The organism is Cereibacter ovatus, from assembly GCF_900207575.1.
GTDB lineage: Bacteria > Pseudomonadota > Alphaproteobacteria > Rhodobacterales > Rhodobacteraceae > Cereibacter_A > Cereibacter_A ovatus.
Window position 1 is genome coordinate 1 of the sequence record NZ_OAOQ01000028.1, and the last position, 25,481, is coordinate 25,481.

The 25,481-nt window shown below is 63.2% G+C and carries 18 protein-coding genes; 17 read left to right on the forward strand and 1 reads right to left on the reverse strand.

Annotation, left to right across the window (positions count from 1 at the left end):
* Positions 1-253 precede the first annotated feature (253 nt).
* The 15 genes from CRO07_RS17265 to CRO07_RS17325 all read left to right on the forward strand — a co-directional run bounded on the left by CRO07_RS17265 (position 254) and on the right by CRO07_RS17325 (position 14,962).
* Positions 254-1,252: a DUF3883 domain-containing protein gene (locus tag CRO07_RS17265; RefSeq protein ID WP_097031875.1), complete on the forward strand. Its 999-nt coding sequence runs from the start codon at positions 254-256 to the stop codon at positions 1,250-1,252.
* Positions 1,253-1,289: 37 nt separating this feature from the next.
* The gene (locus tag CRO07_RS17270; RefSeq protein WP_097031876.1) at positions 1,290-1,709 is read left to right on the forward strand and encodes an acyl-CoA transferase; all 420 of its coding nucleotides are present in this window, start codon (positions 1,290-1,292) and stop codon (positions 1,707-1,709) included.
* Between the two features lie 25 nt (positions 1,710-1,734).
* Positions 1,735-2,673 (forward strand): phage tail tube protein, encoded by a 939-nt coding sequence (locus tag CRO07_RS17275; protein WP_097031877.1) that lies wholly within the window; start codon positions 1,735-1,737, stop codon positions 2,671-2,673.
* 2 nt (positions 2,674-2,675) lie between these two features.
* A complete protein-coding gene (locus CRO07_RS17280; protein WP_097031878.1) occupies positions 2,676-3,113 on the forward strand; it encodes a hypothetical protein in 438 nt (145 codons plus the stop codon).
* Between the two features lie 68 nt (positions 3,114-3,181).
* The gene (locus CRO07_RS18815; RefSeq protein ID WP_456236512.1) at positions 3,182-3,340 is read left to right on the forward strand and encodes a DUF7697 family protein; all 159 of its coding nucleotides are present in this window, start codon (positions 3,182-3,184) and stop codon (positions 3,338-3,340) included.
* Positions 3,333-5,774 (forward strand): phage tail tape measure C-terminal domain-containing protein, encoded by a 2,442-nt coding sequence (locus tag CRO07_RS17285; RefSeq protein ID WP_097031879.1) that lies wholly within the window; start codon positions 3,333-3,335, stop codon positions 5,772-5,774. The genes CRO07_RS18815 and CRO07_RS17285 overlap by 8 nt, the downstream gene beginning before the upstream one ends.
* The gene (locus CRO07_RS17290) at positions 5,774-6,400 is read left to right on the forward strand and encodes a DUF2460 domain-containing protein (RefSeq protein WP_097031880.1); all 627 of its coding nucleotides are present in this window, start codon (positions 5,774-5,776) and stop codon (positions 6,398-6,400) included. Before CRO07_RS17285 ends, CRO07_RS17290 begins: the two co-directional genes overlap by 1 nt.
* Positions 6,397-6,747, forward strand: a complete 351-nt coding sequence (locus CRO07_RS17295; RefSeq protein ID WP_097031881.1) for a hypothetical protein — start codon at positions 6,397-6,399, stop codon at positions 6,745-6,747. Before CRO07_RS17290 ends, CRO07_RS17295 begins: the two co-directional genes overlap by 4 nt.
* The gene (locus tag CRO07_RS19385; protein ID WP_268876272.1) at positions 6,740-6,874 is read left to right on the forward strand and encodes a hypothetical protein; all 135 of its coding nucleotides are present in this window, start codon (positions 6,740-6,742) and stop codon (positions 6,872-6,874) included. Before CRO07_RS17295 ends, CRO07_RS19385 begins: the two co-directional genes overlap by 8 nt.
* Before the next feature lie 28 nt (positions 6,875-6,902).
* Positions 6,903-7,535: a lysozyme gene (locus CRO07_RS17300; RefSeq protein ID WP_235841095.1), complete on the forward strand. Its 633-nt coding sequence runs from the start codon at positions 6,903-6,905 to the stop codon at positions 7,533-7,535.
* Positions 7,532-7,741: a hypothetical protein gene (locus CRO07_RS17305; RefSeq protein WP_097031883.1), complete on the forward strand. Its 210-nt coding sequence runs from the start codon at positions 7,532-7,534 to the stop codon at positions 7,739-7,741. The genes CRO07_RS17300 and CRO07_RS17305 overlap by 4 nt, the downstream gene beginning before the upstream one ends.
* Positions 7,738-8,622, forward strand: coding sequence for a DUF2163 domain-containing protein (locus tag CRO07_RS17310; RefSeq protein WP_097031884.1), 885 nt, complete (start codon positions 7,738-7,740; stop codon positions 8,620-8,622). Before CRO07_RS17305 ends, CRO07_RS17310 begins: the two co-directional genes overlap by 4 nt.
* Entirely contained in the window at positions 8,619-9,053 is a 435-nt protein-coding gene (locus CRO07_RS17315; RefSeq protein ID WP_097031885.1) for an NlpC/P60 family protein, read from the forward strand. Before CRO07_RS17310 ends, CRO07_RS17315 begins: the two co-directional genes overlap by 4 nt.
* Before the next feature lie 9 nt (positions 9,054-9,062).
* Entirely contained in the window at positions 9,063-13,028 is a 3,966-nt protein-coding gene (locus CRO07_RS17320) for a baseplate multidomain protein megatron (RefSeq protein WP_097031886.1), read from the forward strand.
* 11 nt (positions 13,029-13,039) lie between these two features.
* Positions 13,040-14,962 (forward strand): DUF2793 domain-containing protein, encoded by a 1,923-nt coding sequence (locus CRO07_RS17325; RefSeq protein WP_097031887.1) that lies wholly within the window; start codon positions 13,040-13,042, stop codon positions 14,960-14,962.
* A 28-nt stretch (positions 14,963-14,990) separates the two neighbouring features.
* Here the strand turns inward: CRO07_RS17325 and CRO07_RS17330 are convergent, their stop codons facing one another.
* Positions 14,991-15,644 carry a hypothetical protein gene (locus CRO07_RS17330; protein WP_141400105.1) on the reverse strand — a complete coding sequence of 218 codons (654 nt, stop codon included), beginning with the start codon at positions 15,642-15,644 and terminating at the stop codon, positions 14,991-14,993.
* A 399-nt stretch (positions 15,645-16,043) separates the two neighbouring features.
* On the opposite strand from CRO07_RS17330, the gene CRO07_RS18535 reads away from it, so the two are divergent.
* Both CRO07_RS18535 and CRO07_RS17335 read left to right on the forward strand, forming a co-directional pair.
* On the forward strand, positions 16,044-16,709 hold the full coding sequence (locus tag CRO07_RS18535) for a hypothetical protein (RefSeq protein WP_141400106.1): 666 nt from the start codon (positions 16,044-16,046) through the stop codon (positions 16,707-16,709).
* A gap of 3 nt (positions 16,710-16,712) precedes the next feature.
* Entirely contained in the window at positions 16,713-25,061 is an 8,349-nt protein-coding gene (locus tag CRO07_RS17335; protein ID WP_097031889.1) for a beta strand repeat-containing protein, read from the forward strand.
* The last annotated feature ends 420 nt before the right edge of the window (positions 25,062-25,481 follow it).

Below are 25,481 nucleotides of genomic sequence, written 5' to 3' on the forward strand. Positions count from 1 at the left end.
TCACCACCTGCCTGACCTTGCGCAACGGATGCCGCGCGGGGATGCGAGCCTCAAGATCGACATAGCTGAACAGCGAACCGCTCGTCTCGTCCGTCCCCCGCATCTTTGCCCCCTACGTTACCGTGCCGAGGGTGAATCATGTTCCTCAAACCGGGCCAAGGGCCGACTTCTTCAGCAGCCTGCTAAAGCGAAAACTTTTCAACTTCATCGCTTGTGTGCATATTGGACCCGTGCCTGCAGATGGGGATAGCTATTGAAAAAGTTGCTTTGGGTCAAATTCGGCTGGTCTGAATTCTATAGAGGAGGACCAGTCGACGGAAACTTTGGCTGGCTGAAGACGGCAAAGGGCAGCAGCAACGAGGGAAAGGGGCATGAAGCGTTCAATTTCATGCCTATCGATGCAAAGTACCACTGCTATGTCCCGCCTCAAACAAAAGAATACGCGCCTTGGAACGAGGATAATACGGGTTGGACCGTTGTTTGCCTCGCAAAAAACCCAAAGCATACTGGCATTCACATAGTAGGTTGGTACGACAACGCGACGCTTTTGGGAGAGTGGCGGAAGTCACCGTCAGTTTTGGAGGGTGCGGAGAAACAGGACGCCAGCTCAGCCTATGATTGGTCTTACTGCATCGTGAGTGATTCCGCGTTCTTGGTTCTTCCTGAAAATCGAACGGAGCCTTTTTCGGACTCGTCGGTGCGGCAAGGAAAGTTCTCGTTTCTTGCTGGTCCAGATGTCCAAGTAAATGACAGAAAGAAACGGGTTCTTTCCATTCTCGAAGGTCGACTGGCGAAACTTAGAAAAGTGGCTGTGCGAAATCCTACTGAGGAACTCGCGCCAGATCCGGAACTCGACCCTGCCGACCCGTTGAAAGGATTCGGGACTCCCGAACACAGGAAGAAAGTTGAGAAAGCAGCTGAAAATGCGGTTATCGCCCTCTACAAACGGAAGGGCTACGCGTGCAAGAACATGACCAAAATCAAATGTGGCTACGACTTTCTTTTTACTAAGGGATCGGGCTCCGTCCACGTGGAGGTCAAAGGCACATCTGGTGATTCCGCTGGCTTCTTCCTGACGCGCAACGAACATGATGCCGGCTATAAAAACGATCCCGAATGGCGCCTCGCGATGGTGACGCGAGCGCTGTCAGATGAACCTGTCGTTCAAATTTTCGACGCAAAGGAACTACGGAAAGCCTTTGACTTGGTTCCTTATGTATTCCTAGGGAAACCTGTGGCGGTACCGATGTGAAACTCAATACGCCTGTTATCATTAGCCAGGTTCCACCATGCCCACCCCCCGTGAAACCATCCTCGCCGCGCTGCACGCGCGGCTTTCGGCGTTGCCCGCCACGGCCCTGCGCGGTGACGTGTTGCCCGAACGCGTGCCTGCCGCTGGCCTGCTGATCCTGCGCGACGGCGAACCGGGGGAGCCTGAGGTTACGCTGTCGCCGCTCCGCTACCACTACCAGCACCGGGCAGAGATCGAGACGGTCGTGCAGGGTGCCGCCCGAGACGCCACCTTCGACACCCTTTGCGCCAGCATCGGTACAGCGATTGCTTCTGACCGCACGCTTGGCGGCCTCTGCGACTGGGTAGAGGCAGAAGCGCCGCGCCCGGTCGATCTGCCGGTCGAGGGTTCCGCCAGTCTGAAGGCGGCGGTGATCCCGGTCATTCTGCACTATTCTACGGCCGACCCGCTGGCCTGACCCCAAATCACGATAGGAGAACACGATGGCACGAGCCCATGGGGCGCGGGCGCAGATGGCGCTTGCGTTCGAATCCGTCTGTGGCACTGCGCCCGCCACGGGCTACCGGACAGTGCCATTCGCCAGCACCACGCTCGGCTCCGAACAGCCGCTGATCGCCTCGGAACTGCTGGGCCAGGGGCGCGATCCGCTGGCCCCGATCAAGGACGCGGTCACCGCCGATGGCGATGTCGTGGTGCCGATCGACGTCGAGAACCTTGGCCTTTGGCTGAAGGCGGCCTTCGGCGCGCCTGTCACCTCCGGCACGACGCCCAAGACCCACACCTTCCAGTCGGGCAACTGGACGCTGCCCTCGATGGCCATCGAGACGGCGATGCCCGAGGTGCCGCGCTACGCGATGTACAGCGGTTGCGTCTGCGATCAGCTTTCGTGGCAGATGGCGCGCTCTGGCCTGCTGACCGCGACCGCACGGCTGGTGGCGCAGGGAGAAAACGTCGCAGCCACCACGGCCGCAGGGACGCCGACCTCGCTGGCGCTGCAGCGGTTCGGGCATTTTAACGGGGCGATCACGCGCAACGGCTCGCCGCTCGGCAACGTCATCTCGGCCGAGGTGACCTATTCCAACGGCCTCGACCGGATCGAGACCATCCGCTCGGACGGCCGCATCGAGGGGGCCGACCCCGGCATGGCCGCGCTGACCGGCCGGGTGGAGGTGCGTTTTGCCGACACCACGCTGATTACGCAGGCCATCGACGGCACGCCCTGCGAGTTGGTCTTCGCCTGGAGCCTTGGCGCCAACGCCAGCTTCACCTTCACCGCCCATGCCGTCTACCTGCCGCGCCCCCGGATCGAGATCCCGGGCCCACAAGGTATTCAGGCCACCTTCGACTGGCAAGCCGCCAAAGCCGTCAGCCCCGCCCGCATGTGCACCGCCGTCCTCGTCAACACCGTTGTGAGCTATTGATCATGATCAGACTGAACCTGACCGCAGCCCCTGCGTGGCTTACCCTCGCCCCCGGCCTTCGCTTGCAAGTCGCGCCTCTGACCACCGCCCTGATGGTCTCGGCTCGTGCCGATCCTGCCATCGAATCCCTGCCGAAAACCGCCACGCAGGAGGAACTGGCGCTGGTGATGGCCAAGGCCGTCGCCCGGCGCGCGGTGCTGGATTGGGAGGGGGTAGGTGATGACGCGGGTGAAGCTGTCCCTGTTTCGCCCGAAGGCGTCGACGCCCTTTTGGAGATCTGGCCGGTCTTCGAAGCCTTCCAGACCCAATACGTCGTCAAGGGTCTGATCCTGGACGCGGAAAAAAACGTCTCCGCGCCCTTGCCGAATGGTCCTTCGGCGGGGGCGACCGGTACTGCGCGGCCTGCGCGGGGCGCTGCCTCGACTGCCCCGCAAGACTGAACAAGCCGCAGACAGAAGATGGCTGGCAGGTCTGGGATCTGGTCGGCCGCCTTGGGGGCCAATTGCGTGTGATCCCCGGCGCGGTGCTCGGCTGGGACATGGGCGCGGCGCTGGCGATGGCCCATGCCCTCGGGATCGACGCCCTGATCGCCGCCGAACTGCTGCCCGAGATCGAGGCGGTAATGGTGCGCAAGCTGAACGAACAGATCGGAGAGGGACATGGCTGAGAAGAGGGTCTCTGTCCGGCTGGTCGCTGAAGGCGGCCGTCAGGTCCGGGCCGAGTTGGAAGGGATCGGCGAGGCGGGCACGCGCGGATTTGGCCGCTTGTCGTCGGAGATGGAACTGGCCAATGCCCGACTTGGCAGCTTTGCCCGGAAAGCGGGGATTGCGCTGGCGGCGGTGGCGGCCGCCGCAGCCGCTGCGGGTGTGGCGATGGTCCGTTCGGGGCTCGACGTCATCGGCGCGCAGGCGGACATGGCAGCCTCGCTCAGGACCACGGTCGAAAGCCTGCAGGTGCTGACATGGGCTGGGGAACTGGCCGGCGTGTCGATGGGCGAGATCGAACAGGCCACCAAGAAGCTGACCACGCGGCTTTCCGAAGCGGCAGCCGGATCGGGTTCGGCCGTTGGGGCTTTGCAGCGGCTGAACCTGACGGCCGCCGAGCTGCAGGCGTTGCCGCTCGAACAGCGTATTGTCGCCATTCAGGAGGCTCTGAACCAGTTCGTGCCCGAGGCCGAACGCGCCTCCGTGGCGTCCGACCTTTTCGGCGACCGGGCTGCATTGGCGTTTCTGCGCATCGACTCCGCGACCTTGCGAGAGGCGGCGCAGGATGTGCAGGATTTCGGGGTGGCGGTCAGCGCAAGCGATGCCGCACAGATCGAACGCACCGGCGATGCCATCGCCAAGCTGAGCCTGATCTGGCTCGGCCTGACCAATCGCCTGACCGCCGCTGTCGCCCCGGCGCTGGAGAAGGTGGCGAATGCGCTGGCCGACATGGCGCCCGGCGCCGGGCCCATCGGCGGCGCGATCACCGGCGTGTTCGACAACCTCGCACGGCTTGCCAACTATGCCGCGACCTTCGCCGCCTTCATGGCCGGTCGATGGGTGGCCGGGCTGGCTGTTGCCGCGCTGTCAGTGCGTGGCCTTGCAACGGCGCTGGTCTTCCTGCGCGGTGCACTGATCCGGACCGGGATCGGTGCCCTGATCGTCGGCGCGGGGGAACTGGTCTATCAGATCTCGCAACTTGTGACCCGTGTCGGCGGTGTGGGCGAGGCCTTCCGCCTGCTCGGCGATCTGGCATCGGAGGTCTGGTCCCGCATCGGCCTGGCGCTCGACGCCGCATTCGCCAACATGGCTGCGGGCTGGGAGGGTCTGAAGGCAGCGGGGCTGTCGGCGCTTGAAGGCACCATCGCGGGTGTGGTCAGTTTTGGCGACCGGACGGCTGCAATCTTCCAGGGAGCCTATGACGCTGCGGTGGCAATCTGGGGAAGTCTGCCCGGCGCCATCGGCGACTTTGCCTTCCAGGCCGCGAACGGGCTGATCTCTGGCGTCGAGGCGATGCTCAACGGCGTCGTCACGCGCATCAACAATTTCATCAACGGGCTGAACGCGGCCTTGGAGCTGCTGCCGGACTGGGCAGTCGGCGAAGGTGGGGTGCGGATCGGCACGCTCGATCCGGTAGAACTGGCGCGGATCGGCAACCCGTTCGAGGGGGCCGCAACCGCCGCCGGGGCGGCCGCGGCTGACGCCTTCTCGGCAGCGCTATCCCGGACCTACCTCGAGCCGCCCGACCTCGGACTTGGCACGATGGCAGACGACGCGCGTGGCCGGGCTGACGGTTACCGTGAAGCGGCCGGCATGCTGGCCGATGCTGCAGGCCGTCCGCTGGCCAGTTGGCAAGCGCTGCGCGACGCGGTGACCGGCACCGCATCGGATGCCGAAACGGCGTTGGCAGATGCCGCCAGTTCGGCGGATGCGCTCAACACCGAACTGGACGACACCGCAGTTGCTGCCGGAAGTGCGGGCGCTGCCGCGCGCGACGCCGGGGCCGACGCTGCCGCAGGTGCCGACCAGGCCGCGACCGGCTGGGGTGCCGTAACAGCCGCGCTGGCTGACTATGCCACCAAGGCGCGCAACATCGGCGGCGATATCGGCCAGGCGCTGGTCGGGGCCTTCACCTCGGCCGAGAATGCCGTGGGCGAGTTCGTCAAGACCGGCAAGCTCGATTTCCGCGATCTGGTGACGTCGATGATCGCCGATCTGGCCAAGCTGGCGGCGCGGACGTTCATCCTTGGCCCCATTGCAAACGCCCTGTCGGGCGCACTCGGCGGTGCGGGCGGGATATTCGCCAATATCCTGCACACCGGTGGCATGGTCGGATCGCCGGGCCCGGGCCGCATGGTTCCGGCTCTGGCCTTCGCGAATGCCCCGCGCATGCACGCGGGCGGCTGGGCCGGGATCAAGCCCGACGAAGTTCCGGCGATCCTTCAGAAGGGCGAGCGCGTGCTCTCCCGCCGCGAGGCAGCAGGTTATGGCCAATCCAGTACGCCTGCGGTCAACGTCACCATCATGGCCCGCGACGCCGAAAGCTTCCGGCAGTCGCGCACGCAGGTGGCGAGCGACATTGCCCGTGCTGTGTCGCTCGGCCGGAGGGGCATGTGATGGCATTCCATGAAGTCAGGTTCCCCGACAACATCAGCCGCGGGGCGCGCGGGGGGCCGGAACGGCGCACGCAGATCGTCGAACTGGCAAGCGGGGACGAGGAGCGCAACGCCAGCTGGGCCAACTCCCGCCGCCGCTATGATGTCGCCTACGGCATCCGCCGCGCCGATGATCTGGCGGCGGTCGTCGCCTTCTTCGAGGCCCGCAACGGTCGCCTGCACGGCTTCCGTTTCAAGGACTGGGCCGACTACAAATCTTGCCTGCCGTCACAGGCGGTGGCCCCGACCGACCAGCCCATCGGCACCGGCAATGGTGCTGTCACCACCTTCGCCCTGCTGAAGCGCTACACTTCTGGGGCGCAAAGCTGGACCCGCGCCATCGCCAAGCCGGTGGCAGGGGCCGTCCGCATCGCTCTGAACGGCGTCGAACAGATGACCGGCTGGAGCGTCAACACCACCACCGGCAGCGTCACCTTCACCAACGCCCCGGGTGCGGGCGTCGCGATCACGGCGGGCTTCGAATTCGACGTCCCCGTCCGCTTCGACACCGACATGCTCGACGTCACCCTCGATCTTGAGCGGCTGGGGTCGATCACATCCATCCCGCTCTTGGAGATCCGTCGATGAACGAAGAAACCGGCTTTGTCGCCGCCGCGCTGCGCGATCTTGCAACCTCCACCGCTGTCATCCTTGTCGCCTGGGGCGCTCTGGGCGGGGCCACCAATGCACTGACCACGCGGATGCGGCTGCGCGATGCCCTGCGCCACATTCTGCTCGGCGGTCTGATCGCCGCCGGGATGGGCAGCCTGTCCATGGCGGTGATCACCGCATGGCTCAGCCTGCCATCGCAGGCGATCCCGGCCGGGGGTGCGGCGGGCTCGGCCGCCTATCTCGTCGGCGTCTTCGGCCCCGCCTTCATCGAGGTCGTCCTCGCCCGGCTGCGCAGCAGCAAGGGGGGCACCCCCGATGCATGAACTTCTCCGTCTTGCGCGCTCCATTCGTTGCGATGTCGCCGATCCCGCACAGGCGTTCAGCCACCGCCTGCGTATCGGCCTTCTGGTCGCCGCCCTGATCCTGATCCTCTCAACACTCTTCGGGTGATCCCATGCACATGACAGACCGGGGCCTGTTGGCCCTTGTCCGGCACGAAGGACTCGTGCCCGGACCTTATCTCGACGTCAAAAACGTCTGGACCTTCGGCATCGGCCACACCGCCTCGGCAGGGCCGCCCGATCCGGCAGGGATGCCGCGCGGCATGCCCGTCGATCTCGATGCAGGGATCCGCGAGGCGTTCCGGCTCTTCCGCAGCGACATCGTGGCCTACGAGGCCGAGGTGCTGCGCGCGGTGAAGGTGCCGCTGGAACCGCACGAGTTCGATGCGCTGGTATCGTTTCACTACAACACCGGCGGCATTGCCAAGGCATCTCTGACCCGCCATCTGAACGCGGGCAACCGCGCCGCCGCCGCGCAGGCTTTCATGGGCTGGCTCCGCCCAGCCGCGATCCGCACCCGGCGCGAGGCCGAGCGCGATCTGTTCCTCGATGGCCGCTATCCGACCGGCACCATCCCGGTCTGGTCGGTCGATCGCAACGGACGGGTGGATTTCTCGAGGCCAGTCCGGCGACTGCCCGAGGCTGAGGCGCTGGCATTGCTGCGCCCGACGAGCACGCCGGAGCCATTGCCTCTGCCGCCCCAACCGCCTGCCACCCGGTCGTGGTGGCAGCGGCTGATGGAATTTCTCAAAGGAAAGGCAACATCATGAACTGGAACCTCGCACGCGGGCTGGTCTATCTGGCTTGTCTTGCCGCCTCCGGGCTGGCCATGGCCGGGCTTGCGGATTTCGATCTGATGACCGGCAGCTTTGACCTGCGTCCTTTCAATCTCTACGCCCTCACCGGCACGGCCGGGGGTGTGATTTCCTCGGCGCTGGCCTCGGTCGCCCTGTGGCGCGGCTGGGGGCGGAAGTGAAAGCGCTCCCGCCCGAACTTCAGGCCCATCTCGACGAGGGCACGACCACGCTCGCCTGGTGCTGGCGGATCGTTCGGGCCGATGGTGTGACGCTCGGCTTCACCGATCACGACCAGACCCTGACGTTCGATGGCACCGATTTCGAGCCGGAGAGTGGCTTTGCGGCCTCCGAAGTGCGCTCTGGCTCCGACCTTTCCGTCGATGCGCAGGATGCCCAAGGTGTCCTGTCCTCTGACCGGATCACCGAGACCGACATCCTCGACGGCCGCTGGGACAATGCGGCGGTCGAGGTCTGGCGGGTGAACTGGGCCAGCACCGGCCAACGCCTGCTGATGCGGCGTGGCGCTATCGGTCAGATCCGGCGCGGGCGGTTGGCCTTCGTCGCGGAGGTGCGATCGTTGGCCCATGTATTGGGCCAAACCGTCGGACGGACGTTCCAGGCGACATGCGACGCCGCCCTTGGCGATGCGCGCTGCGGGGTCAATCTCGAGGCACCTGCGTTCAAGGGAACCGGCGCGATCATCGACATGATGCGCGACCGCGCCTTTACCGCCTCGGGGCTTGGCGGTTTCACCACCGGCTGGTTCAACTTCGGCACGCTCGATTGGACCAGCGGCGCCAATGCCGGGCGGCGGTCCGAGGTTCTGTCGCACGACCTCATCGACGGCGTCGCCGTGCTGACCCTATTGGAAGCCGCGGTGCGTGCCATCGCTGGGACAGACACCTTCACCATTCGCGCTGGGTGCGACAAGCGCATCGCGACCTGCGGCACAAAGTTCGCCAATGTTGCCAATTTCCGAGGCTTTCCCAACATCCCCGGCCAGGATGCTGTCCTGCGCTATGCCACCACCGATGGCGGCCACGAGGGGGCTGTGCTGTGATTTCGGTCGATTCCGACAGGGTCATTGCCATCGCGCGGTCCTGGCTCGGTACGCCCTACCACGATCAAGCCAGCCTGAAAGGCGTCGGCTGCGATTGCCTTGGTCTGGCGCGCGGCGTCTGGCGTGAGGTGGTGGGGCCGGAACCTTTCCCGATTCCGCCCTACAGCCGGGACTGGGGCGAAAGTGGCCCGCGCGAGGTGTTAGCTGAAGGCGCGCGCCGCATGATGCCGGAAGTCGCACCCACCGACGCGTCACCCGGCGCGCTGATCCTGTTCCGCATGATGCCGCGCGCAATCGCCAAGCATGTCGGCATTCTGACAGGCCCCGACACTTTCCTCCATGCCTACGAGCGGCTCGGCGTGATCGAGGAACCGCTCACGCCCACATGGCGACGTCGCATCGCCTTCGCCTTCCTCTTTCCCCAACGCTGAGAGTTCTTCATGGCCACGCTTGTCCTCGGCGCTGTCGGCACTGCCATCGGCGGGGCCTTTGGCGGCGCGATCCTCGGCTTTTCCGGCGCAGCCATCGGCGGCTTCATCGGCTCGACCGTGGGGTCGGTGGTCGACAGCTGGATCGTGTCGTCGCTGGCCCCGGTCCAGCGGATCGAAGGGGCGCGGCTCGATACGCTGCGCATCACCTCGGCCACCGAAGGCGCGGTGATCCCGCGGCTTTACGGCCGGATGCGCATCGGCGGCAACATCATCTGGGCCACGGATTTCCGCGAAGAGACCAAGACCACCACTCAAGGCGGCGGCAAGGGCGGTGGGGGCGGCAAGGTCAAGACGACCGAATACCTCTACTATGCCAGCTTCGCCGTGGCGCTCTGCGAGGGTCCGATCACCGGCATCGGCCGCGTCTGGGCCGATGGCAAGTCGATGGATATGACCGGCGTGACCTGGCGCTGGTATCCCGGCAATGAGGCGCAGACCGCCGATCCCTTCATTGCGGCCAAGATGGGCGCGGCCAACACCCCAGCCTATCGCGGCACGGCCTATGTCGTGTTCGAGGATCTGGCGCTGGCGACCTTCGGCAACCGCCTGCCGCAGCTCAGCTTCGAGGTGTTCCGCCCGCTGGCCGACCCCGACACAGCCGAGGGGCTGGTGAAGGCCGTCACAATGATCCCGGCCTCGGGCGAGTTCACCTATGCCACCGATGCAATCCGCAAGGGCAGTGGTGGTGCCACTGTCGCGGAGAATCTGAACGCGATGCCAGATCAACCAGACATCGTTGTGGCGGTGGACCGGCTGCAGGCAATGGCCCCGGCGATCGAGAGCGTCAGTCTGGTCGTGGCTTGGTTCGGCAACGACCTGCGCGCGGGATCCTGCAAGGTGAAGCCGGGTGTCGAGGTCGCCTCCAAGGCCACCACGCCCGCCAACTGGGAGGTCGACGGGGTCAGCCGGGCCAGCGCCCATCTGGTCAGCCGTGATGCCGAGGATCGGCCGGTCTATGGCGGCACGCCGGCGGATTTCGCGGTGGTGCAGGCGATCCAGGAGATAAAGGCGCGCGGGCTGCGGGTCACCTTCTATCCCTTCCTGCTGATGGATGTGCCGCCCGGCAACACCCTGCCGAACCCCTACAGCGCCAACGCCGCCACGCCGGGCCAGCCCGCATTTCCATGGCGGGGGCGGATCACCTGTTCTCCGGCAGCGGGTTTTACCGGATCGGTCGACAAGACCGGTACGGCCGCGACGCAGGTTTCTGCGCTGTTCGGGGCGGCGACGCCGGGGAATTTCAGCGTGTCGGGCGAGAGCGTCAGCTTCACCGGCTCGCCTTCCGACTGGGGTCTGCGCCGCATGGTGCTGCACTATGCCCATCTCTGCGCGGCTGCGGGCGGGGTCGATGCCTTCCTGATCGGCACGGAGATGCCGGGGCTGACGACCATCCGCTCGGGGGCCAGCACCTATCCCGCCGTCATCGCCTTCAAGACCCTTGCGGCCGACGTGAGCGCCATCGTCGGCGCGGGCACGAAGATCGGCTATGCCGCCGACTGGTCGGAATACTTCGGCCATCATCCGCAGGACGGCAGCGGCGACGTCTTTTTCCACCTCGATCCGCTCTGGTCAGACGCCGACATCGATTTCGTCGGCATCGACAACTACCTGCCGCTGTCGGACTGGCGCGACGGCTTCGACCATGCCGATGCCCTCGACGGCTGGCCCGCGATCCATGACCGCGCCTATCTGCAGGCGAACATCGCCGGGGGTGAGGGGTTCGACTGGTTCTATGCGAGCGCCGCTGACCGCTCCGCGCAAATCCGCACGCCGATCACCGATGGGGCTGCGGGCAAGCCGTGGGTGTTCCGCCCCAAGGATATCCGCGCATGGTGGACGAACCCGCATTTCAACCGCCCGGGCGGGGTGGAGAGCGGCGTGGCCACCGCATGGGTGCCGCAATCGAAGCCCATCCGCTTCACCGAACTCGGCTGTCCGGCCATCGACCGGGGCACCAACCAGCCGAACGTCTTCTTTGACCCCAAGTCGTCCGAGAGCTTCACGCCTTACTTCTCGCGCGGCTGGCGCGACGATGCGATCCAGCGCGCCTATCTTGAGGCCAGCTACCTCTGGTGGGGTCAGGGCGCGAACAACCCCACGTCGTCCGTCTATGGCGGCCGGATGGTCCATGTCCCCGAATGTGCCGCCTGGACCTGGGATGCGCGGCCCTATCCGTTCTTCCCCGAACTGACCGGCGTCTGGACCGATGGCCCGAACTGGCGGCTCGGCCACTGGCTGAGCGGCAGGCTGGGCGCGGTGTCGCTGGCGGCCCTCGTGCGCCACCTCTGCCTGCGCGCCGGGATGGCGGAAAGCCTGATCGACGTTTCCGGCCTCTGGGGTGCGGTCGAGGGTTATGTGATCGGCGCGCTGGAAAGCCCCCGCGCATCGATTTCCACTCTGGCCCGGCATTTCGGCTTCGACGCCATCGAGACCGAAGGCATGATCCGCTTCGTCATGCGCGGACGGGCGTCGGTTCTGACCCTGGCGCATGACGACCTCGTAGCATCCCGCGAAGGGGAAGCGCTGGAACTCGTCCGCGAGCAAGAAACCGAACTGCCACAGGCGCTGAAGTGGCAGGTCGCCCGCGCCGATGAGGACTATGACGCGGCGCTGGTCGAGGCCCGCCGCATCACCGTCGATACGACCCGCATCGCGTCCGAGTCCTTCCCCATGGCGATCCCGCCCGAGGAGGCCGAACGCCGCTGCCGCCGTGCGCTGATGGAAGCCTGGATCGGTCGCGAGAGCGCCACCTTCCGCCTGCCGCCGTCACGGCTGGCTCTCGACCCAGCCGACGTGATCCGGTTGGTGCATGACGGTCGCGAGATCGAGTTGCGGCTGGTGTCCATCGCCGATTCCGATGGCCGGGGCATCGAGGCTGTCCGCCAGGACCGCGCTGCCTATGACCTGCCACCAGGCGATCCGCGACCGGCCACGTTGACGCGGTCCGTTGTGTTCGGCGCGCCGGATGTGGTCCTCCTCGACCTGCCGCAACTGTCCGAGGAGCAGCCCGCGCACCGGCCGATGGTCGCGGCGCATGCGGTTCCCTGGCCGGGCGAGATGGCGGTGTTCCGCAGCCCGGGGGCGGATGGGTTCGCCTTGCTGACCACCTTTGGCAGTCGCGCGCGGATCGGCACGCTGGTGTCGGATTTCTATCCGGGCCCGACCTCGCGCTTCGATCTCGGCAATGCGCTGGTCGTCGAACTGGCGTCCGGCACTTTGGAAAGTGTCACCGATCTGACCCTGTTCGGCGGAGCCAATGCACTGGCGGTGGAATCCGCGCCGGGCATATGGGAGATCGTGCAGGCGGGTGCCGCCGAACTTGTCGCCCCCAGCCGCTATCGCCTGACCCGGCTCCTGCGCGGCCAGCGAGGTACCGAAGCCGCGATGGGCAATCCCACCCCGGCCGGGGCACGAGTGGTGGTGCTGGATTCCGCCCTTGCCCCGCTGCCCATCGCCGAAGCCGATCTCGGTCTGCCATGGAACTGGCGGATCGGCCCCGCGGCACGGGCGGTCAGTGACGCGAGCTACACTCCGCTGGCTTTCACTCCAGCCGGTCGCGGCCTCGTGCCCTTCGCCCCGGTGCATGTCGTGCAGCCGTGGCGCGCGGCACGCAGCCCGGGCGATCTGACGATCCGCTGGACGCGGCGATCGCGCGCGCTGGTGGCTGATGCCTGGGAACAGGTCGAGGTGCCGCTTGCCGAGGATCTGGAAAGCTACGACGTCCAGATCCTCGACGGGGCTGTCGTCAAGCGCACTCTGACCAGCACCACGACGTCCGTGCTCTACACCGCTGCCCAGCAGACCGCAGATTGGGGCGCGCCGCTCGCGCCCGGCCAGGTGCTGGCGATCCGCATCTTCCAGCTCTCGAACCGCCTCGGCCGCGGCACACCCGCGACCGTGTCCCTCCAGTTCTGACGGGAACTCCCATGTCCGACACCACCACCCACCTGGGTCTGCCCTATCTTCTGGCGGCGCAGGCGCAGAAGCATGTCACCCACAACGAGGCCCTGCGCCTGCTCGACGCCATGGTGCAACTGTCCGTCCTCGACCGCACGCGGACCACGCCCCCGGTCAGTCCCACCGATGGCGACCGGCATCTTGTGGCCTCTGGCGCGACGGGGCTGTGGGCCGGGTGGGATCTGAATGTCGCCTTCTGGGTCGATGGCGTCTGGATGCGCCTCGTGCCGCGCCAAGGTTGGCTGGTCTGGATCGCGGCCGAGCAGGTCTTTGTCGTCTGGAATGGAAGTGCCTGGGACCCGGTCGGCGTGCCGCAGGATGTGTCTGACGCGATCTTCAGCCTCGTCAACGACGCCGATCCGACGAAGAAGGCGCTGTTCTCGCTGTCGGGGATCACGACCGGCACGACCCGGACCTTCACACTGCCCAACACCTCCAGCGAGTTGGCGATCCTTGCAGGCACCCAGACCTTCACGGGCAACAAGACCTTCTCCGGCACGCTGACCGCCTCGGGCACTGTCACCGTCTCGGCGGCATCGGCCAGCATCGGCACGGCGACGACCACCGCCACCTACGGCATGGGCACAGGGGCGACGACCACCGGGGTCACCAAGACCGTGAACCTCGGCACTGGCGGCGCATCCGGATCGACCACGGTCGTCAACATTGGCTCGGCCACGGCAGGGGCCGGGGGCACTACGGTGTTGAACACGCCCACCGTAACTTTCGCCAATGCGGTGACGCAGGTCGGCATGCCCCAGGCCAATCTGACCGCGCAATTGCTGGGCCTCGGCGGTGCAACAGCGGACAGCTACAACAGGGTTTCTGTCAACACTCCGGCGCTGCTGTTCAACAACGCCGGAGCCGGGATCGAAGCGACGGTCAACAAGGCGGCGACCGGGAACGACGCAGCTTTTGCCTTCAAGACCGGGTTTTCGGCTAGGGCGCTGATCGGCCTGCTGGGCAATGACGATTTCGGCTTCAAGGTCAGCCCGGACGGCTCGGCCTTCTTCGATGCCATCAGGATCGACCGCGCCAGCGGCCAGGTGGAACTGCCGCAGCCCACCATCCTGCCGGGGCTCAGCGCCGCGCCATCCCCGCCGCCCACCGGCAAGGCGGCCGTCTACGCCCGCAACCGGGCGGGGGCCCCTTGGATCGACGTCATGCGCCCCTCCGGCCGAGACTTCCCTCTCCAGCCGCATTTCGGGGTCAACCGCATCGCCAACTGGTCACCCTCGGTCACCACCACGATCACCACCGAAGGCTTGCCCATTACCTCTGTCGGAACAGTCTCACACCCCACGCTTGCCGCAACGAACCTAGCCGCCAGCATGCGCCGCTGGCGGCTGACTTCAGCCGCAGTGGTGGACTCGGCCGCCGAGCAACGTTCTGCGGGTTGGGCCTGCTGGCGCGGCAACGCGGCGGGACTGGGCGGCTGGACCTTCGTGACGCGGATCTCGCTTACGACGCTGCAGGCAACCGGCATGGGCTTCTTCGGGCTTTACGGATCGACCGCCGCGCTGGCCACCACGCTGGCGCTGGCCGCCGCCATCAACTGCATCGGCATCGGCTTCCAGCGCGGCACCCACACCCGCTGGCAGTTGGTCGCAAACGACGGCACCGGCGCGCCGACATTGACTGACATGGGGGCGAGTTTCGCCATCGCGACGGGTGGTGTGCTGACCCTTTACATCGCGGCACCGCCCAATGGCGGTTCGGTTTGGGTGCGGGTGGTCGACGAAGTGTCCGGCGCTGTGTTCGAGCAGGAGATCACCGCCGACCTTCCCGCCGCGACGCAGTTCCTGTCGCCGCGGCTGTTCATGAACACCGGCGCAACGGCTGCGGCGGTTGCCTATGATTGCTCGGGCGTGTACGTCGAGACGGATTACTAGGGCGGAAGAGCGCGGATGGCCGCCGTTCCTACGGGATTGGTTCTAGCAAGCATCCAGTTAGCTCGGGAGGTACTGCGGGGATCTCTACCAGATCTTCAGTCACATCAAGACAATGGGCGACTTCACGCATGCGCTCGACGACATCGCGGAAGTAAGTCGGCGCGTCTGCCGGATCCGGCGGGAAGTAGAGGCGCGCCTTGAGGCGGATATGATCGTCCGGTGAGTAGGTTGCATTGATGACGCAGACCGACATATGCCTGACATCGTTGCGTTCTCCGCACCCCACGCGGAATCCTGCGTCTGGATCTGTGGGCAGATAGGTGAAGGATTTTCCGGTCGCAACTTCAGGGCCGTAGATCCGATAGTCTGGAAGATGAAACTGCTGCGGCAAGCGGTCAGGTCCCAGGAGAACTTCGCCTGGATAGGGAAACGCAACAGTGTCGGCTACGGACATGTGCGCCAGTTCGATGTGGACAACAGCGTCCTGCAGAACCGGGTCAGTCCCCAAAACCGCTTCGATCCAGTCGATTTCACGCAGGACGATGAAGGGCGTATCGCCATCTATCGTCCTCCGTCGCTCCCCTACCCAGAAGGTACGCGTGGACAACTCGACCGTCTGCGCACCGGCGGGTAACGCAAACGCTGCGATGAACACCCAAACGGAAAGCAAGCGATGGATCATCTGGGTCTACTGAGCGCCACATACGCGAGTGTTAGTTCTTGCTTGGAGTTGAGTCCACAAGATACGCTTCGCCTCAAGCGATAGCGCGAATCGGAGGTCAGCGGTGTTCCTTCTTACTGATGCGCAATTTAACGTATTGAGGAACATCTACGATAGCGGAGCCCCGACCCGTTTCGCAGATATTTATGATCAAATCCATGCTTGAGTCAAATCGCCCTACTGCCTCGGAAATTCGGCGGATGGCAATGTCGTTGCATGGTTTGGCGCTGCCGCACTAACCAACAGGGGCGTTAGTAGGCGTCAGATTCCATACGCACCGACTCGGCAGCAGGGAGCTAGCGATATCGCCTCCGGAACTCGCGCGGCTCTTGGCCGAATTGATGCGAAGGGGAAACCAAATTGAAAATGCCTCTGGCGAGCGCATTGGTTTCGGTTGTCACAATAGGGTTCATAGGATGCGCGGTCGTGGAAGCAGGTGCACAGACCACACCGGGGAATGACCCTGCAGAATTCATTCTTCCGCTTGAAAGGCTTTCCAACGAAGCATCGATGCCTTTCGCAGTTTTCGGCCAAGTGGTCGACAATAAGCACCCGCAGTGGGGAAGGTATGAATCGTCGTTAGCGAAGTTTCCTTCAACACAGGACTGTTTGCTTCCGGCTGCCAGAACGTCGGTCGGCTGGAATCTTTCGGCATTCGACTGGGCCAGTTTCAAAGATCATCAGGACATCGAGGTCTGCGTTTTCCGCGTGGCAACCTCACTTGAGACTCCAGAGCGTATGCGGGCATGGCTACTGGATCAGGGCTATCAAGTAAGTGGCCCAACTCCAATAACTCCAAACGTCACGGGCAACGGGCCTAACGATAGTGACTTGGGCCTGTCAGGTATCCTTGCCGCCGATGAGTTTGAGGCCAGGGTTCGATTTCGACGAAGCTTCAACCCGTGGCCTTACCTCTTGGCATGGATCTTTCCATCGCCGCCGCACCATCGAGATCATGCGCTAAATTTCACATACAGCGGTCAGGGCCGGATTGTCGCGATACAGTCCAGCAGAAGGGGAGGATAACAGATGGCCACACTGCGTCTTGCCGGGAACTTAATAGCCAATACGGAAGGCACTTTTAACTGGGGCCATCTGCAAATTGTGAACGCCACGACCGGACAAGAAATAGAGGTTCAATCTTGGACAAATCCTGCCCCAGGTGACCCCGGAAATTTCCCCTATTTTCAGTATAACCTGCCAAGGTCTCACGCTGCGTTCACCGATTTCGCACCCGGGTCCGGGAACGCCAACCCCGCCAATTACTCCGCGATTGATCTCGATTTGGGCGATCGTAGCGGCGATGACGTCTGGGCTGTACTGACCACAATCAACTCTTTCTTTTTCAGCAATCAGCCGCAATTTGGGTATGCGCTGCTCCAGAACAGCAACTCTTACGCCAACACTCTACTCTGGATGATTGGCCTTGATACTGCAAGCTATGTCGCTGGCGCCACGCCGGGCAGCGTGTCGAGCTTTCCGGGCGCGGGCAACAATCTGATCGTCAGTAATGCCGGATCGCCGATCGTCTCATTTGACCTCACGCTGACAGAGGGGAAAGACTATTTGCGAACCGGCGACGGCGACGATGTCCTGAGCGCGCTTGGCGGCAACGATACTCTTTACGGTGGCGCTGGAGACGATTGGCTTTCCGGCGGGGCCAACGACGACAGCGTCTTCGGTGGGGTTGGTCGCGACACCATCGTAGCTGACTTTGGCAATGACGTGCTGGATGGCGGTCAGGACGAAGGTTTCTTTGGCGGAGAGCCGATTGATCGTGTGGACTATCGAGGGTTTTCGAGGGACGCCACGATCGTTTCTTCGCATGGCCTTTCGCTTGTGCTGACGGCTTCCGAGGTCGCAACCGTCGAAAAGGGCAGCCTCGGAACAGATACGCTTTTCAACTTCGAGGAGCTGCTGGGGTCCGACTTGGGTGACACAGTTCACGTTTCCGGAACGCTTGAGTCTGTTTCGCTTGGTACCGATCTGACCTTTCTTGCAATCTATGGCGGCGCAAATCTTGATGCTGGCGACACTGTTGACCTTTCGGGCGTGACGGGTGATCCCGTGGACGTGTTCATGGATGACGTCGATGGCGGTCGCATTTTGGTCACGCAGGGCAACGAAGCTATCGAGGATGGGTTCAGCGCGTACCAGTTCGAGAATGTGGTCGGGACTTCCGGTAATGACACTGTAACTGGAAACAGCTTTCGAAACACGATTTTCGGTGCCGGCGGCGACGACACGATTGACGGGGGCGCCGGCCATGACGATCTGCACGGCGGCCTCGGCAACGACACATTGGACGGCGGGGACGGTGCGGACTTCCTTTTCGACAACGGCGCGGCGGAGCCGCAGCGCGAGGACGAGGACGACGCGGCCTACCAGCAGCGGCTGCAGGGCTATGACAGCCTCGGCAACGATGTGCTCTACGGAGGTGCGGGATCGGATATCCTGCTGCACTCCGGCGGGCAGGACACTTTCCATGGCGGTGCAGGGGACGACGTCTACCTCACGGTTCCCCGCACGGTGAATTCTTCCACGACGCCCAACAATCTCACGATCGTCCTGTCCGAAGACGCCGGCGATCCGGAGACCTTCATCGGGCATGATCTGATCGCCGGCAACGGTCGAGGCGTGGATCGGGTAGTCTTCGAAGACATCAACCTGTCCGATGTCACCATTCGTTATGACTATGACGCCTTCCTGACCGGAACGACGATCAGCGATTTCAATCCGCTCTTTCCCTGGACGTTCGATGCGCTGCGGACCGAGATCAACCATTATGTCACAATCGGCTCGATCGAAATCGTCATCAACGCCACTGGGAGCAGCCTGACGATCGAGGAGGTCATCGGCTACCAATCGGAGCGGATTCGAGGTCTGGTCAACGCCCAGTCTGAAGCCTCAATTGCAGTACCCTTTGTGATCCAGTTCGCCGATGGTCTTCTCGATTGGGCTCAAGTCCTTCTGGACTGGAGCGGCAGCGCAAATGGCTACTCCTTTGTCGATACACCGCTCAGCGCCTCGGCCTTCGATGCGCGCGACGCGTTCGAGGCCGAGCGGGGCGAAACCGAAGAAGAGCAGTTCGGCGACGGTGACGGCGCGTCAAGCCGGTCGGCGGGTGGTGCCGCAGCAATGTCGGGCAGTTTCGACGACGTGTTGATTGGAACCCATGTCAACGACCGCAGCTACGGCGGTATCGGCGATGACTTCATACGAACCGGGTCCGGCAACGATATCCTGATCGGCGGCACCGGTGCCGATACGCTTGATGGCGGAACCGGAATAGATGCTGTCAGCTTTGCAACTGCGACCTCCGCTGTTGCGGCATACCTCGACCCCGAACGGTTCCTGTTTGTCACGACACTCGGTGATGCCATTGGGGATCAGTACGTCGCAATCGAGAATATGGAAGGCAGCGCCTTCAACGATGCCCTGAACGGTGACGAGGTTGCGAACCTCATCGATGGAGGTTCGGGCGACGACACGATTTCCGGGTTGGGAGGGCTGGATACTCTTCTCGGTGGTGATGGAAATGACTCGATTACTGCCGGTATCTATATCGACGACAATGACATCCTCTATGTGTCCGATACCGACATGTACGGAGGAGCCGGGAATGATACCATAAGGTCATCGAGCGGCAACGACAGCATGTTCGGCGGCAGTGGCGACGATACGTTCGAGCTGGGTTCTTTTGTCAACATCTTCAGCCCAGGAACGCCTGGCAACGACACGGTGAACGGTGGCACGGGCATTGATCGCGTGGAGTTTTTCAGCGGACCTGTGATCGTCGATCTGGGCGCAGGCACCGCGCAATACGTTGGGACATATGAGTCTGTCAGGCTCATCAGCGTCGAGAACATTGGTGGCAGCGGACAAAACGACCTGATCATAGGGAGTGATGGAAACAATCTGCTTTCCGGCAATGATGGCAACGACACGCTGGTTGGTGGATTCGGCGATGATACGCTCGAAGGTAGCGACTCGTATTATCCGAGCAATGAGTCCAACGCCTTCTATGGCGGAGTCGGAATCGACACCGCAGTCGTTTTCTCGAACTTCGCGACTGCGAGTTTCACCTATGTCGAGGGTGGAATCTCGATCCTCACGGGAACAGTGGTCAATACCGTCTACGATGACGTCGAATTCGTCCGTTTCAACGATCAGGCCGTGACCTACCAGTCGATTGCGGCAGGGCTGCAGACGGCATTTGGCGTGATCGATGACTATGTCCGCATCGAGGAAAGGACGACGCAGGACATCGCTCCTTTCGCGAACGATCTTCTCTATCAGGGCAGCCCGCTGTCATTGGTCCGCATTAATGGCGCTATGGTCGCGCAGAATGATGTGATCCGGCTTGCAAGCGGTGCAACGGTTACGGTGCTTGCCAGCGGCGAGCTTCGCTTGGATCAAGCCGGGGCATATGCTTGGCTTGATGCAGGCGAGTCGGCCATGGAGACATTGACTTACACGGCCACCGACAGCACCGGGATAGAGCGCTCCGCCGATCTCACCATCATTGTAGATGGCGCAGCAAGTCTAGGTGACCAGATTCATCTCGACGTTCCGGTGGCCTTCGGGGACACCGATCTGACGCAGGCCACCGCGCGCCGAATCGCGAACTTCGATATTGGACGAGGCGCGGTCGTGATTGACGGGGTTCTGGTTGACCCGAACGCACCTCCTGCCGGTGTCTCCTTGCAGGAAATCGACGGCGATACCTATGTGATCTTCGGCGACGACGCGGTGATCCTGTCGGACATTTCCCTTGCCGCATGGCAGTTTCGGTTTGCGCAGGTGCAGGCAGGCGGGGCAGGAAACGAGACCCTGAATGGCACGTCGGCTGCAGAACTCCTCTCCGGAAACGGTGGAAATGACACACTGAACGGAAACGGCGGCTATGATGTGCTCGCCGGGGGCACTGGCAATGACCGAATGACACTGGGGAACCAGGGCGGCGTCATTCTGGGTGAAGCGGGCAGTGACACGCTCAACGGCGGAACCGGCCTGGATCGCCTCTATGGCGGTGACGGCAATGACGTCGCTTATGGTGGCGCGGGCAACGATCTCATCGAAGGAGGCGACGGTAACGACAACCTCGCCGGTGACGACGGCAACGACACCGTCTACGGGGGCGCGGGCGACGACACGATCAGCGGAGGGCGCTCGGCCGACCTTATCTTCGGCGGCAGCAGCACCGCCAGCGGTCAGGATGTTCTCGACGGTGGCGAAGGGTTCGATATCGTCACCGTGCAGAACGAGTATCGTGGCGGCGTGGCCGTCGGGGCGAGCATCGACCTGGCAAGCGGGTGGATATCTTGGGACGGTGCCGTTGCCGACGAACAGGTCCTGAACTTCGAGGGCGCATTCGGTTCGAGCGCAAACGACACCCTGCTCGGAAACGATGAGGCCAATCGGCTGGATGGTGTTGGCGGAGACGATCTCCTGGTCGGTGCCGGTGGCAACGACACCATCACCGATGGGTACGGAAATGACACGATTTACGGGGATGCAGGCGACGACGTCATCTACGACACTGCCGGTAACGATCTGATTTTTGGCGGGGACGGCAACGACAACATCCGCGACGATGCCGGAAACGATTCCATTTATGGCGGCGCCGGGAATGACACGCTGCGCAGCTATGTTGGCACAGACCTGATCGACGGCGGCGAAGGGATCGACACGATTGACCTCAGTTTCGGATCGACGGCCCTCCACGTCGACATCGACCTTGATGCGGGGCTCATCCCGGGCACTACCCCCGACACATTGATCAGTATCGAGAATGCGATCGGATCGCAGGGCAACAACCGTCTTACCGGGGCATTGGGCGTTAATGTCCTCGACGGCCAGGCCGGAAACGACACGCTTCTGGGTCTTGGCGGCAACGATGTGCTTCAGGGCCGGGCGGGCAACGACAGTCTGGACGGCGGAACCGGTGCTGACACCCTGGAAGGCGGGGCGGGGAACGACATCTTCGTGGTCGACAACCCAGGCGACGTCGTCATCGAACTTTCTGGAGAAGGCATCGACCTCGTTCAATCGTCGGTCAGTTACACGCTGGACCTGACAGTCGAGAACCTTGTCCTGACGACGGGCGGTCTAACCGGAACGGGGAGCGCCTATACGAACCAGATCACCGGGTCGTCTGGGTCGGACACGCTTTACGGTCTTGACGGAAACGACACACTGTTCGGCGGCGATGGGGCCGACCTTCTGAATGGCGGCAATGGCAACGATTCCATGGTCGGCGGCTTCGGCGACGACATCTATGTTGTCGGCAGTACGAGTGACATCGTGATCGAGGCGGCAGGCGGTGGCTTTGATACCGTTCAAAGCACGATTTCTTACACACTTGGCACGGAACTGGAAAATCTCGCGCTGACGGGAACTGCGGCCATCAACGGAACAGGCAACGCGCTTGCCAACACGCTTTCGGGCAACTCGGCGGCAAACAGTCTGACCGGGGGCGACGGAAATGACACCCTGTTCGGCGGGGATGGCAATGACACCCTGACCGGCGGCCTTGGCAGCGATGTCATGGCGGGCGGGCTGGGAGACGACAGCTATGTCATCGACGTGATTGGCGACATCGTCAACGAGGCCCTGAACGAAGGTACCGACACTGTTACGTCCTCTCTCAGCTATACGTTGACCGCAAATGTCGAGGCGCTGATCCTTAGCGGAACCGCCGCGCTGAACGGCACAGGGAATACCGCCGCAAACACGCTGACCGGAAACACCGGGGCAAATCTTCTGCAGGGGCTTGGCGGCGATGATTCACTGTTCGGCGGAACCGGCGACGACACGCTGGATGGCGGTTCAGGCAATGACAGCCTGACGGGCGGGTCAGGCAACGATACCTACATCGTCGACTCGGCAGGCGATCTGGTGATCGAAGCCTCGTCGGGCGGCACGGACACCGTGCAAAGCACAGCCACCCACACGCTTGCGGCTCAGGTCGAAAATCTGACGCTGCTGGGCAGTGCCGCATTGAACGGCACCGGAAACACGCTTGCCAACATCCTGATCGGCAATACCGGCGCCAACAGTCTTTTCGGTCTCGACGGGAACGACAGCCTTTCAGGCGGGGCGGGCAATGACAGCCTTGACGGCGGCGCAGGCAACGACTCGCTGGATGGCGGCACGGGCGCGGACAGCATGACGGGCGGTGCCGGAAACGACCTGTTCATCGTCGACGCGGCAGGGGATGTCGTGGTCGAAGCCTCTGGCGGCGGCACGGATACAGTGCAAAGCAACGTATCCTTCACGCTGGGCAGCGATGTGGAAAATCTGACCCTATTGGGCAGTTCGGCCCTGAACGGAACCGGGAACACGCTTGCCAACATCCTGATCGGCACCAGCGGGGCAAACGTCCTGACGGGTCTGGATGGCAATGACAATCTTGACGGGGGGGCGGGGAATGACGCGCTGGATGGCGGCGCGGGCAATGATACGCTGACCGGCGGAACGGGCAATGACAGCATGGTCGGCGGCCTTGGAAACGATACCTATGTCGTGGACAGCACCGGCGATGTCGTCGTCGAGGCGGTCTCCGCCGGGACTGACCTTATTCAGAGTTCGGTTTCCTACACGCTCGGCACCGATCTCGAAAACCTGACTCTGACCGGGTCAGCGGCAATCAACGGCACCGGCAACGTCGCGAGTAACGTGCTGACCGGTAACACCGGGGCAAACACTCTTGTCGGTTTTGTCGGAAACGACAGCCTCTACGGGGGGACCGGAAACGACAGCCTGGATGGCGGGGATGGCAACGACATTCTGGACGGGGGTGCAGGAAACGATACTCTCGTCGGTGGGACTGGCAACGATACCTACGTCGTCGACAGCGCCGCTGATCTCGTTGTTGAGGGTGCGGCTGGCGGTACCGACCTTGTCCAAAGCGCGGTCACCTATAGTCTTACGGCCGACCTGGAGAATCTGACGTTGACCGGAAGTGCTGCGATCAACGGCACCGGAACAGCGACGGCAAACAATCTGACCGGCAACAGCGGCGCAAACATCCTCACCGCGCAGGGTGGCAATGACAGTCTCTATGGCGGCAGCGGGAACGACACTCTGCTAGCGGGCGACGGAGATGACTACATCGACGGCGGTGCTGGTGCCGACAGCATGGACGGGGGCGCGGGGAACGACACGTTCGTGATCGATCTGATCGGCGATGTCGTCTCGGAAGCCGCCAACGAAGGCACAGATACCGTGCGCAGTGCCGTGACCCATATACTGGGGGCCAACTTCGAGCACTTGTTTCTGACCGGAAGTGCCGCGATCAACGGCACCGGAACGGTCGGGGCCAATGATCTGACCGGCAACACGGGTGCCAACATTCTCACCGGAATCGATGGCGACGATCGGCTCTATGGCGGCAGTGGGAATGACAGCCTGTTCGGTGGAAACGGCAACGATCTGCTGGATGGCGGCAGCGGAAGCGACAGCATGGACGGAGGAGACGGGGACGATACCTACACGGTTGATGCGGCGGGCGATGTCGTGACCGAAGCGGCAAGCGGCGGAACCGATCTGGTGCAGAGCTCCGTTGCGTTCACGCTGGGAACGGGACTGGAACACCTGACGCTGACAGGTTCCTCGAGTATCGCCGGAACGGGCAATACGCTGGCAAACATTCTCACCGGCAATTCCGGGGCCAACACACTTAGTGGTCTTGATGGGAACGATTTCCTCTTCGGCGGCAGCGGAAACGATACTCTGCTGGGCGGTGTAGGCAACGACAGCCTTGATGGAGGTGTCGGCAACGATTCCATGGTCGGCGGAACAGGCAATGACATCTATGTCGTGGGTGCGACAACCGACATCGTGGTCGAAGCCGTCAACGAGGGCGTCGATCTCGTGGAAAGTTCTGTTTCTCTGACGCTTGCTGCCAACGTCGAGAATCTGACATTGACAGGAACATCCGGCCTTTCGGGGACGGGCAATTCCGGAGCCAACATCCTGTTTGGCAATTCCGGGGCAAACAACATGTCCGGGCTCGATGGTGATGACACCCTGTTCGGCGGAGCAGGCAATGACACCCTCACGGGCGGCCTCGGGGCAGATTGCTTCGTATTCAACAGCTCCGCAAGCGGGGTGGACGTGATATCGGACTTTAACGAGCTGGACGGAGGTGGCGAAGAAGGCGACGTCCTGCGGTTTGAAGGCTTGGGCGTCGGAACCTTCGTATATCTCGGAACAGGCACCTTTAGCGGCGGATCCGACAATTCCGAGGCGCGGATCTTCGGTAGCCAGGTTCTCGTCGACGCGAACGGTGACGGAACCGCGGACATCACCCTCACCCTCACCGGCCTCGCAAACGCAAATCAGCTAAGCGCGAGTGACTTCATTTTCGTATAGGTCAAACCGAAGTTGGCAAAACTTCCGCCCTCTGTCGCCTGACATTCCGCAGCACAGGTCGGGGGAGATCCAAAGCTCTAAGTGAATGGCACTGGCACAATGACCGGCAAGTGCCAGACCCAAGATTGGCCCGCGCCAGAGTTCGACTATCTGAGAAAACACCCGCAGCAGTTGTCAGAGAAGGTTCGCCCCCAGTCGCGTCCCCTCCGCCACTTGCCCTCGCGAAAGTGTCCTCCCGATCCGGCTGCGGCCGGATTTTTCCGTTGTTTTCGAGGGTTATGCGGGTGGGGCTGTTAACCGGCCCCGCTGCAAGGCGGCCCCGAAGGTAAGCGTTCGCTGTGGGCCACAGTCAGCTTATCTTGACGGCGTGAAGTTCCACGGTAGCAGATCGTCTAGACGGCTTTGAGGGTGGCCGTTGGC